Genomic DNA, 11,814 nt, shown 5'->3' with positions numbered 1-11,814 from the left:
TCTTTCAATACTTACGATAGTTGCAATAGTTGCGTTATTCGGCAATCAAGCGCGTGGCCACTTGCTCAATCACCATGCCGTTTTTCTCGAGCTTTTTGATTTTAACCGGCACATAGCGATAGCCGCTGGCCAGCCATAATTCCACTTTTTCATCTGTGTCTCCACGGGTGTGCGCAATATGCAGGGTAGACACAGACTGCTCGGCAATCTCTAACGTCTCCTCGCCTTCAAACACATACTCATATTCGCCCAGCCGACGGCCATTGGTTAATGTCACGCGCATTTCTTGCAGCGGCGGTACAAACATAAACTGATACATAAAACTCAGGATGTCTTGCGTATTGGCGGGCAACTCGCGCTTTTGCTCACCCTTGCTGGTTTTGAGGGTCAATTCACCGATCGCCCAGTTAAAGGTCGCCTCATAGGTTTTGCTTTCACGGCTACCAAACGCATAACGGTAATAGCTAGGCCTGAGCCCAGCGGGCCCCACTTCACCGCGACTTTGCTGTTCAAGCGAGGGGTACAACAATTTTAGCAGCCCCTTGCCCTCAACCAGCCAGCGTAAGGAATAACTTTCTGCAGTCTCGCGCACATATTCAATGCTGGCACTGCCGGCCGGGCGCGACTCGTCATTCACATACACCGCATACTCGGTCAGCACATGGCGATATGGCGGGGCAGGCCGCTCATCGTCCGTTGCCTCTGGATGATCACTGGCATGCCACTCGGCAATTTGTTCTGCCACCGCCTCAGCCTCAGGCACAGCAGGCGCATCCTGAGCTGGCTGACTCACATCTGCTGAGGATGACCCGCTTGAAGCATCCGGCGCGACACGATCAACCTGATCAGTCGCCGGTTCTGAAAGTGGCTGCGCGGAAGAACGCTTTTTCGCCGCAGGCGCAGAGCGAGAGGCTGGCGCCTCAACCTTGGAAGCGACTGGCGCGGACTTGGTTGGCAACACAAGACGTGCTTGCAATCGCGCTGGCTGTTCCGCTTCTGCCGGTAACCAGCTCCGCCAATTGACCTCACTCAACACCAGCACATGCAACAACAAAGAAACACAGAAAGCGAGTAACAACGGCCACGAAAAATGCTGCGTGATCTTTTCTCGTAACCCTGACGCTGGCATGTTTAAGTTCCCAGCATTGACGGCATCACTGGCCGGTGATGCTGGTGATCACCTGCTCCATCTGTTTGCCATCATCTTGCACAATCAGCTTGACTGGCAGATAGCCTTTTTCTTTGGCCAGGTATAACGTTTTCTCACCCTCGGTATCCGCCAGTTTGATCACATTAAACGTCCCTGCCTCGGTGACAAGCGGTGTTTTTTCTTCGGTGATCACAAAGGCGTGGGGCGAGAGTTTTTTACCATTTGCCACGTCCAGGCTGATTTGTTTACCTTTAGGGGGCTGCCACATCCAGCAATACATCACACTTAGCAAATCCTGTACGTTTTTGGTCAACGGCACGGTTTCCTGCTCGTCTTTGATTTGCATATTGAGGATTTTTTTCGCCCAGTCAAACTCACTGATCAAGGCTTTATTCGGATGTTTGGATTGGCGTGACTCAAAATGTGCCGGACGCAAAGTATTTGAGATAACCTGGCCTTGACTGGAGAGTGTGCGCTCACCCATCAGCTTGTAAATGCCTTTACCTTCCGCCAGGGAGTTGATCTCGTAACGCCCTGCGGAGACATTGAGCTGATCTTTGATGGTGCCAATACTGACGCCTTGCTGCAACAAATCATAGGTGACGGTCAGTTGCTTGGGCGCAGCAGACAAGCACGGTGCGGCCAACAAGCCTGCAATCGCCAGACAGAACGCTAGATGGCGGCAAAAACGCTGCATGCCAGCCATTACACCACCACGGTTGGGGCTTCGCCCGCTTGCTGTGCGCGAATCTGACCAATCCGGTAAACCGTCTCCCCTGCTGATGCCAGCACGGCTTGCGCCTGGTCTGCGTGCTCTGCCGCCACAATCACGGCCATGCCAATACCGCAGTTAAACGTGCGGTACATTTCAATCGGTTCGATATTGCCTTGTGCCTGCAACCATTGGAACAAGGGCGGCAACGTCCAGCTGGCTTTCTGGATTTCTGCAGTCAGGCCTTCAGGCAACACGCGCGGGATATTTTCGGTGATACCGCCACCCGTAATATGCGCCATGCCTTTGACTGGCAAAGTTTCCAGCAATTTGAGAATAGACTTCACATACAGCTTGGTCGGTGCCATCACCACATCTTTGAATTTGCGGCCATGGAAATCTGACTCCATATCAATCCCGGATGTTTCGATCAGTTTGCGGATCAAGGAGTAGCCATTGGAGTGCGCGCCACTGGAAGCCAGGCCCAGCACCACATCACCGGCACGAATGGTAGAACCGTCAATAATATTGGCTTTATCGACACAGCCAACAGCAAAGCCAGCCAAATCATATTCACCAGCAGGATACATGCCAGGCATTTCCGCGGTTTCACCGCCCACCAGCGCACAACCAGACTCTTCACACCCTTGCGCAATGCCTTTGATCACGGCTGCAGCGGTGCCGACTTCGAGTTTGCCACAGGCAAAATAATCGAGGAAAAATAGCGGCTCGGCGCCTTGCACCAGAATATCGTTCACACTCATGGCCACCAGGTCTATACCCACAGTGTCATGCTTGTTCAACTGAAATGCCAATTTAAGCTTGGTCCCCACGCCGTCAGTGCCCGAAACCAGCACAGGCTCCTTGAATTTTTTTGGCATGGCAAACAATGACCCAAACCCACCTATCCCGCCCATGACTTCAGGACGCAGCGTGCGCTTGGCAAAGGGCTTGATTTGTTCGACCAGGGCATCGCCCGCCTCAATGTCTACACCGGCATCGCGGTAGGTAATGGAAGTTTTATCAGAAGAAGTCGTCAAGATACTCTCGTTTCTTTCAATGCGATTAATTGTGTGACGCACTACCGGCAATGTGCAGATGTTTGCAACAAAGCGTAAGACCGCGTCGAAATTCAGTATAATTTTAAAATAATCATTATTTTAACGCATCTTGCCAGTTCGACCTATGCCGGATTCGCGCATGCGCCCTACCCATGTCAGACCAAGACCATCACAAGTCCATTGCTACCCAGTTTGTCAGTGATCATCGCTGGTGGATTGTGATCGGCATTTTCATTTACCTGTTTTACCTGCTCGAGCCCATCCTCACGCCTTTTCTGGCCGCTGCCGTGATTGCCTATATGCTGGACCCCATGGTGGACAAACTGAGCGAAGCCGGCCTGGGCCGCTGGCAGTTTGGCCGTACCGTCGCCACCTTGCTGGTGATGACTGGCGTCATTTTGGCGTTGATTGGTCTGTTGCTGATCTTGATTCCGCTCTTGCAACAGCAGTCGCAGTTAATCGCGCAACGCTTACCGGTCGTGGTCGATCACTTCCATCAGCAGGTAGAGCCCTGGTTACGCGACAAATTCGGCATCCACCTTGATATTGACAGCAACGTTGTCCAAAAACTGATCAGCGAGCACTGGCAAACCGCAGGCAGCATGCTGGGGAGTTTTTTGCTCAGCGCCGGGCAAAAAGGCCTTAACCTGATTGGCATGTTTGCCAATATTTGCCTGTTGCCCGTGGTGTTGTTTTATTTTCTGCGCGACTGGGATCATATGGTGGCTGAAACCGGCAACCTGATCCCGCGCAACTGGATCGCGCGGGTAAAGCATATCTGTAAAGACGTAGACAGCGTGGTCGCAGAGTTCTTGCGTGGCCAGCTTTCCGTCATGCTGTCGCTATGCGTGTTTTACAGCGTCGGCCTGTGGCTGGTGGGGCTGGATATGGCGCTCTCCATCGGCATGATTGCAGGCTTGTTAAGCTTTGTCCCCTACCTGGGTTTTGCCTTGGCCTTTGTGATGGCAGTCTTGCTCGCATTGTTACAGTTTGCCTCACTAACAGAAGTTGTCCCGGTCCTGCTGGTATTTGGCGTCGGCCAGTTTGTAGAAAGCTTTCTGCTTACGCCTATTTTGGTGGGCGACCGCATTGGATTGCACCCGGTCATCGTGATTCTCGCATTAATGGCGGGCGGGCAATTATTTGGGTTTGCCGGCGTATTGCTGGCGTTGCCGGTGAGTGCCGCAATTGCCGTAGGCTTGCGCCATACCAAACAAAGTTATTTGCGTAGCGAAACCTATTTGAATAGCGAGCCGAATCTGATCCAAACCCTGGATGAGTGATCCCTCGCGATAAGACTGCCGTGAAACAACTGCTACTGAATATTCAGCCGCCGGCCGCGCCCGGTTTTGACAACTTTATTGTGGGCCAAAACCAAGAGGCGCTGGCCAGCTTACATGCCGTGCTGGCCGCACAAGCCCCCACCCGATTTCTTTACCTCTGGGGCGAATCTGGCAGTGGTAAAAGCCATTTATTGCTGGCCGCACAAGCCCTGGGAGCGCATATTGCCGATGATGTGCATCTGCTGGATGAAGAGTCACAAATCATTTTGTTTGATACTTTTAACCAGATCAAGGCGGAAGGCGGCATGCTGGTGACCGCTGGCAGCCATGCGCCCACCCAGATGGGCTTGCGTGATGACCTCGCGACCAGGCTGGCCTGGGGCTTGGTTTATCAACTACATCCGCTGAGTGACAGTGAAAAAGCGGAGGCCTTGCGTGCACATGCGCATGAGCGTGGCATGAAATTACCCGAAGAGGTGATTGCTTACTGCTTGCGCTATTTGCGCCGGGACTTGCCAACACTGATGGCCGTGCTGGACGCGCTGGATAAATGGTCGTTGACCACCAAAAAGCCCGTCACCGTCGCCATGCTCAAAAAAATGCGTCAGTTGCAGACAACGCGGTAATCAAACACAAGACGGGCACCACACTCAGCTATCGACCTACTCGCCAAAGCTGAAACGATTCTTGCCATTTTTCTTGGAGTCGTACATGGCTTTATCTGCCACATGCAACAACTGTTTCACGTTTTTGCCATGATGCGGGTATTCGGCAATGCCGATACTCACCCCGATTTCCAATTGAATCCCGCGCACAACCACGGGTTGCGCAAACAAGTGGATCAAGCGCTGCGCGAGCTGCGTCAATTCCAGCCGATGTAAGTAGTTGCTCACCACCAATACAAACTCGTCTCCGCCCTGACGGGCCAGAAAGTCAGACTGTCTCAGCACTTTCTTAAACATATTTGCCACTTCAATTAGCAAGGCATCGCCCACATCATGTCCATAGGCATCGTTCACCCGTTTGAACCCATCCAGATCCATAAAAAAGACAGCAAACTGCTTGGAGCCTATCCTGGCCATTTCGTAAGTGCTTTCCAGATAGACATTCACACTGCGGCGGTTTGGCAGGCTGGTGAGCAAATCGTGATCCGCCTGATGGCTAAGCTGCTTAGCTACGGCCTGATTTTCCATGACCTGTTCCAGCAAAAGGGTGGTACTGCGGTAAGAAAAGACCAAGACGCTGATAATGACAATACTCAATAGAATCGCTACCGTCACTGAAGCCAGAATGCGATTGCGGATCGCTTGCTCAAACCACTGACGTTTGATCAGCAACTGCTCATCAATCTGCGCCAGTTGCCCATCAATAAGTTTCATCAACTCGCGTCCGCGATCTCGGCTTAATGAAAGATGAGGCGCGTACTCACCCGCATGCATCTGCACCTGCACACTTTTATCCATGGCATTAAATTTTTGTTGCACCAGCTGTTTGATGTTAGCCAGCAAGGGGCGTGCAGCCGAAGACGTATCCAGGTCATGCTCCAGTAGCGAGATGGCTTTCATGGCTTCTGCTTGGCCCTGCTCCAAGGCATCCAGAAACAGGGTATGGCCGGTGAGCAAATAACCACGCTGCCCACTTTCGGCATTGGTGATCGCCTTACCCAAGGTCACCACCTGGTAGCGCTGCCTGTCTACCAGGTCTTTTTGCTCTGAGTAATCAACGAGCTGATACATGGCAACAAACAACCCCGCCATTGAGATGCATAATAATGCAGCCGCAATGATTAGTGGGATAAGTATTCGTCGCTTGTAGTTAAACATACAAACTTTATATCGTCACAATCTCACATGTTTTTTAGGGAAAATTTCCAACTAAATCATGATAAAGCCTTGTCAAGTATAATAAAATAGCCTTTTGATAGATAACCACTATCCCATTATGCTCAGAATCACAGAAATCAAACTACCGATTGAGCTTGCAGATACGCTCAAACACCAGGATGACCAAATCAAGGCCGCGCTGCTCAGACGCCTTGAAATCCCCGAAAGCGAACTGCTCCGCTTTGAGATCTTTAAGCGCGGCGTGGATGCGCGCAAGTCACATGCCATATTGTATGTGTACAATCTGGATGTCGAAGTCAAAAACGAAGCCAAAATACTGGCACGGTTTAAAAAAGACCCGCACATCAAACCGGCACCGGATACCAGCTACCACTTTGTCGCACAATCCAATCAGACCAAGACACACCGGCCTGTTGTGGTGGGGTTTGGCCCAGCCGGGATTTTTGCCGCGCTGATTCTCGCGCAAGCCGGCTTCAATCCGATTGTGCTCGAACGCGGCAAAGAAGTGCGCAAACGGACCCAAGACACCTGGGGACTCTGGCGCAAACGCACATTAAACCCTGAATCCAACGTACAGTTTGGTGAAGGCGGAGCCGGCACCTTTTCAGATGGCAAGCTCTACAGCCAGATCAAGGATCCCAAACATTACGGCCGCAAGGTCTTGCAGGAATTCGTCAAGGCCGGGGCGCCAGAAGAAATTCTTTACGTCAGCCATCCGCACATCGGAACGTTCCGTCTGGTCGGCATGGTTGAAGAAATGCGCAACACCATTATCAGCCTGGGCGGCGAGATCCGCTTTGAAAGCCGGGTAACCGATATTGCCATTGAGAACGAGCAGGTACAGGGCGTCACTCTGCATAGCGGTGAGTTTATCCCGACCAATCATCTGGTGCTCGCCGTCGGTCACAGCGCACGGGACACGTTTGAGATGGTCTATGAGAGAGGCATTTATGTTGAAGCCAAGCCGTTCTCGATTGGCTTCCGCATTGAACATCCACAAAGCCTGATAGACCGCGCACGCTATGGCAAAAGCTATAGCGACGATATCCTTAAAAAACTGGGCGCAGCTGATTACCGGCTGGTGCATCACGCGCAAAATGGCCGTAGCGTGTATAGCTTTTGCATGTGCCCGGGCGGCACGGTGGTTGCCGCTACCTCAGAACCCAACCGCGTGGTGACCAATGGCATGAGCCAATATAGCCGCAACGAGCGTAACGCCAATGCTGGCATTGTGGTTGGCATCACGCCGGAAGTGGATTATCCCGGCCATCCGCTGGCCGGAGTCGAATTCCAGCGCCAACTGGAAAGCCAGGCCTACGTGCTCGGCGGCAGTAATTACTCAGCCCCCGGCCAACTGATAGGCGACTTTTTAGCTAACCGCCCCTCGACCCAATTTGGTGAAGTGACGCCGTCTTACGCACCCGGCGTACACTTGACCAATCTGGATACGGCATTGCCTGAATTCGCGATTACCGCCATGCGTGAAGCGATACCGGCTTTTGCCAAACAAGTTACCGGATTTGACCTGGCGGATGGCGTCCTTACTGGTGTTGAAACCCGCACATCCAGCCCGATTCGCATCAAACGCGATGACGATACCTTGCAAAGCATCAACACCAAAGGCTTGTTTCCCTGTGGTGAAGGCGCAGGCTATGCAGGTGGCATTCTGTCAGCTGCCGTAGATGGGATTAAAGTAGCTGAAGCAGTTTCAATATCTATCTTGTCTTAAAGATCAGCACATGTTTGGCACGTGTGCTGGTCTCATTTTTCCGGCATCTCCATGGAGCGGTGCACATGCGCGTGATGAACCGAGACAGGGGCGTGCATCCGTAGGTGCAAGCTGTACATAATCCAGACTGAACCCGCCACAAAAATCACCATAATCAATACGGTGAACAAGAGTGACATGACGTTCCAGCGCTCATTAGCAGATCGGTCTAGATGCAAAAAGAAGTGCAAATGTACGACCATCTGCACAATCGCTGCCAGCAATACCCCCACCAGCAACCCTGATTGTGGTAAAAATCCATTCATCACAAGCGCAAACGGCACGGCAGTCAGCACAAGTGCTAATACAAAACCCGTCACATATCCCTGTAAAGTGCCGTGGTATGGCACCTCAGTCGGCCCGTTATGGTGCTGTGTTTCTGTCTGCATCAAATCACTCCCATCAGGTAAACAATGCTAAAGACACCAATCCAGACGATATCCAGAAAATGCCAAAACAAGCTTAAGCGCACCAGTCTTGATCGCACCGGAGTATTCAGCCCACGTGCAGAGACTTGCGCCATCATCACAACAATCCATATCAACCCGAAACTGACGTGTGCCCCATGGGTCCCTACCAGCGTAAAAAATGCTGATAGAAAACCACTCCGAGAAGGCCCGTGACCAGCCATGACCAGATGGTGAAACTCATTGATTTCCATCCCGATAAATCCCAGGCCCAGCAAAAATGTCATCCCCAACCAAAGCATCACTTTCTGCGCTTGGTTCTTTTGCATGTTAAGCATTGCTAGACCATAAGTCACGCTACTGACCAACAACAACATGGTTTCAGCAAACACATAAGGCAGTTCAAACAAGGTCTTGCCACTCGGACCGCCAGCAAAACTCTGACTTTGTACGGCAAAAGTCGCGAACAGGGCAGCGAACAATACACAATCGGTCATGATATACAGCCAGAAGCCGAAAATAGTATTACCGACAGGGTCATGCCCGGCATGACCGTGCGTATGCATCACTTGAGTAGAATGTTGTACGCTCATGGTTTCACCTGATCATCAAATGCTTGAGAAATATCGGAAGACTTGCTGCTTAACCCGGCGAGCTGAAGATAACGCGCATCTTCAATCCGCTGCACTTCTGCTGCCGGGACATAGTAATCTACGTCGGTATCTGAAGCGCGCACAATAACACTCACCACTAAACCAATGGCACCGAGCAATGCCAGCCACCAAATCTGCCAGATCATGGCAAAGCCGAAAATAAATGCCAATATCCCCATAACAAAGCCCAGAGCTGTATTTTTTGGCATATGAATATCTTCATACTGTTGTGGACGATCATATGCGACGCCTTTTTCTTTCATGTCAGTCCACGCATCCAGATCCTCTACCACTGGAACCACAGCAAAATTATAAAAAGGCGGTGGCGATGACATGGCCCACTCCAAGGTGTGTCCGTTCCATGGGTCGCCACTGGCATCACGCAACTCAGCACGATTTTTATAGCTGACCACCAACTGGATGACTTGCATAACGATGCCCGCAAACACAAACACCGTACCGACAAGGGCGACCATCAGCAATGGATGCCACTCAGGATTAATGTAGTGCTCCAGCCGGCGCGGCATCCCCATTAAGCCCAGAGCATACAATGGCATAAAGGCCAAACCGAAACCGAGTACCCAGGCCCAGAAAGCCCGCTTACCCCAGACTTCATCCAGCTTGTAACCAAACATTTTTGGAAACCAATAAGTAAAGCCAGCGAAATAGCCAAATAAAGCGCCAGGAATCAGCATGTTATGGAAATGCGCCACCAGGAACAGGCTATTATGCAAAACGAAGTCGGCTGGAGGCACGGCGAGCAGCACGCCCGTCATGCCACCAATACTGAAATAAACAATAAACGCCAACGCCCACAACATGGGGGAGGTGATTTGCACGCGCCCGCGGTACATGGTGAACAGCCAATTAAAAATCTTCACACCTGTGGGGACCGCAATAATCATGGTGGCAATCCCAAATACTGCGTTGACATCACCGCCCTCACCCATGGTAAAGAAATGGTGCAACCATACAGAGAATGACAGGACGCCAATCGCCGCGGTCGCGTAGACCATGGATTTATATCCGAACAGGCGCTTTTGCGAGTAGGCAGAGACCACTTCAGAGAACATGCCAAATGCCGGCAAGATCACAATATAGACCTCAGGATGGCCCCATATCCAGAACAGATTCGGGTACATCATCATATTGCCGCCCAAACTGTTGGTAAAAAAATGCATATCCAGATAGCGATCCAGGCTCAACAGTGCCAAAGTGACAGTCAGTACTGGAAAAGATAACATAATCAGCACATTAGTCACCAATATCGTCCAGCTAAATACTGGCATCCGCATGAGCGTCATGCCTGGCGCACGCATTTTCATGATCGTGACAAAGAAATTAATCCCTGTGACCATGGTGCCAATACCACCGATCTGAATACTCCAAATCCAGTAATCCACCCCAACACCCGGGCTGTAGTCCATCTCGGACAATGGCGGATATCCGGTCCAACCCGCCTTGGAAAACTCACCAACCGCCAAAGACAGCATGATCAGCATGGCGCTGACTGCGGTCAACCAGAAACTCACCGAGTTAAGGAAAGGAAACGCGACATCCCGTGCACCAATCTGTTGTGGCACAACCACATTCATCAAGCCAATAAAAAATGGCATTGCGACAAAAATAATCATGATGGTGCCGTGCGCACTGAAAATCTGATCATAATGCTCGGGCGGCAAATATCCGTAGGAGGATCCGACGGCCATGGCTTGCTGTATGCGCATCATGATGGCGTCGGCAAAACCTCGCAGCAACATGACCCCTGCGAGCACAATGTACATGATACCGATACGTTTGTGATCGACACTGGTGAACCACTCATGCCACAAATAAGCCCACTTACCCTGGACGGTGATCCAAGCCAGAATAAGCAGACCGATCAATGCGGAGACACCCACCGCCCCCATAACGATAGGATTATCATAGGGAATTGCAGAAAGCGTCAGCTTTCCAAACAGCTCTGTTTCCAAGGTACTACTCCCGAGAATGCAAAATTGTTGTCGGCTGCGAAGCCGCAGAAGCAAATTGCTGATGACCAGCAGGCTGTCGGCATAAGTCAGCAGTTTGCTGTTGGGAGGTCATGTCCGGCATATACTTCATCAGGACATCGTCAAAGAGGCCTGATTTTACCTGCGTAAAATATTGCACCGGCGTATGATGGCTAGGGATCTCTAAGCTTTTAAAATGCGCTTGATCCAATGGAATCTTGGACTGACGCACTTTACTCAACCAAGTGTTAAAGCCCTTCTCATCTGTGGCAATCGTATGAAAATGCATGCCCGAAAAACCATCGCCACTAAACTGTGAATTCAAGCCTTGAAACACCCCGATACGGTTGGCCTGCAAATGTAATTTGGTTTCCATCCCCGCCATGGCGTAAATTTGGCTACCCAGCTGCGGAATAAAGAAAGAAGTCATGACCGAATCAGACGTAATGCGGAAGCTGACCGGGACATTGGCAGGCACCACAAGCTGATTAACAGACGCGATACCTAACTCAGGATAAATAAACAGCCATTTCCAGTCCATGGAAACAGCTTCCACCTGAATGGGTTTTACTGTTGACGCCAGTGGCTGGTAAGGATCAAGCCGATGTGAATAGTCCCACACCAGCACACTCAATATTGTTACGATCACGGCTGGCACCAGCCAAACCACGACCTCAATCTTGAAGGAGTGTGCCCATTTCGGGGCAAAGTCTGCTGATTGTTTGGAGGCACGGTACTTCCAGGCAAACATGATCGCCATCACGATGACCGGAATGACCACCGTTAACATCAGCGCAAACGCAATAATAATTAGTCTTTTTTCATCTGCGGCCACGGGCCCTGCGGGATCGAGTAGCACCCATGATGAACAATTGGTCAGACACTCTACAGCATGTTGGGGAAGAATTTCACTCAACGGGATTTCCTGCATATAGCAACTTCCTT

11 protein-coding genes are annotated in these 11,814 nt (G+C 51.1%); 3 read left to right on the top strand and 8 right to left on the bottom strand.

The features are described 5' to 3' along the window. Positions 1 to 34: 34 nt before the first annotated feature. Genes ACT53D_RS11980 through purM form a run of 3 tightly spaced genes read right to left on the bottom strand, consistent with a single transcriptional unit; the run spans position 35 to position 2,902 of the window. The gene (locus ACT53D_RS11980) at positions 35 to 1,129 is read right to left on the bottom strand and encodes a DUF3108 domain-containing protein (protein ID WP_476156398.1); all 1,095 of its coding nucleotides are present in this window, start codon (positions 1,127 to 1,129) and stop codon (positions 35 to 37) included. 25 nt (positions 1,130 to 1,154) lie between these two features. Beyond that, a complete protein-coding gene (locus ACT53D_RS11975; protein ID WP_476156396.1) occupies positions 1,155 to 1,856 on the bottom strand; it encodes a DUF3108 domain-containing protein in 702 nt (233 codons plus the stop codon). Next, positions 1,856 to 2,902 (bottom strand): phosphoribosylformylglycinamidine cyclo-ligase, encoded by a 1,047-nt coding sequence (gene purM / locus ACT53D_RS11970; protein WP_445241978.1) that lies wholly within the window; start codon positions 2,900 to 2,902, stop codon positions 1,856 to 1,858. Before purM ends, ACT53D_RS11975 begins: the two co-directional genes overlap by 1 nt. 173 nt (positions 2,903 to 3,075) lie before the next feature. Here purM and ACT53D_RS11965 point away from each other — a divergent pair, with 173 nt between their 5' ends. Next, the gene (locus ACT53D_RS11965; RefSeq protein ID WP_379073381.1) at positions 3,076 to 4,206 is read left to right on the top strand and encodes an AI-2E family transporter; all 1,131 of its coding nucleotides are present in this window, start codon (positions 3,076 to 3,078) and stop codon (positions 4,204 to 4,206) included. Positions 4,207 to 4,226: 20 nt separating this feature from the next. Continuing rightward, on the top strand, positions 4,227 to 4,832 hold the full coding sequence (locus ACT53D_RS11960) for an HdaA/DnaA family protein (protein ID WP_476145310.1): 606 nt from the start codon (positions 4,227 to 4,229) through the stop codon (positions 4,830 to 4,832). A gap of 36 nt (positions 4,833 to 4,868) precedes the next feature. Here the strand turns inward: ACT53D_RS11960 and ACT53D_RS11955 are convergent, their stop codons facing one another. After that, complete coding sequence (locus ACT53D_RS11955; protein WP_476156394.1) at positions 4,869 to 5,963, bottom strand: diguanylate cyclase domain-containing protein; 1,095 nt, start codon at positions 5,961 to 5,963, stop codon at positions 4,869 to 4,871. A gap of 184 nt (positions 5,964 to 6,147) precedes the next feature. On the opposite strand from ACT53D_RS11955, the gene ACT53D_RS11950 reads away from it, so the two are divergent. Continuing rightward, complete coding sequence (locus ACT53D_RS11950) at positions 6,148 to 7,779, top strand: NAD(P)/FAD-dependent oxidoreductase (RefSeq protein WP_476156392.1); 1,632 nt, start codon at positions 6,148 to 6,150, stop codon at positions 7,777 to 7,779. Between the two features lie 32 nt (positions 7,780 to 7,811). Here ACT53D_RS11950 and cyoD read toward each other — a convergent pair whose 3' ends face one another. The 4 genes from cyoD to cyoA are packed head-to-tail and all read right to left on the bottom strand — an operon-like array spanning position 7,812 to position 11,800. Further along, positions 7,812 to 8,207 (bottom strand): cytochrome o ubiquinol oxidase subunit IV, encoded by a 396-nt coding sequence (gene cyoD, locus ACT53D_RS11945; RefSeq protein WP_476156390.1) that lies wholly within the window; start codon positions 8,205 to 8,207, stop codon positions 7,812 to 7,814. Continuing rightward, positions 8,207 to 8,818: a cytochrome o ubiquinol oxidase subunit III gene (gene cyoC, locus ACT53D_RS11940; RefSeq protein WP_476145314.1), complete on the bottom strand. Its 612-nt coding sequence runs from the start codon at positions 8,816 to 8,818 to the stop codon at positions 8,207 to 8,209. The genes cyoD and cyoC overlap by 1 nt, the downstream gene beginning before the upstream one ends. Then, positions 8,815 to 10,851 carry a cytochrome o ubiquinol oxidase subunit I gene (gene cyoB / locus ACT53D_RS11935; RefSeq protein ID WP_476156388.1) on the bottom strand — a complete coding sequence of 679 codons (2,037 nt, stop codon included), beginning with the start codon at positions 10,849 to 10,851 and terminating at the stop codon, positions 8,815 to 8,817. The genes cyoC and cyoB overlap by 4 nt, the downstream gene beginning before the upstream one ends. 4 nt (positions 10,852 to 10,855) lie before the next feature. Next, positions 10,856 to 11,800, bottom strand: coding sequence for a ubiquinol oxidase subunit II (gene cyoA / locus ACT53D_RS11930; RefSeq protein ID WP_476156386.1), 945 nt, complete (start codon positions 11,798 to 11,800; stop codon positions 10,856 to 10,858). Positions 11,801 to 11,814 lie beyond the last annotated feature (14 nt).

The sequence above is a fragment of the Methylophilus sp. DMC16 genome (assembly GCF_056314045.1).
Note: the sequence above shows the minus strand (reverse complement) of the source record. Positions and strands in the feature narration are given on the sequence as shown.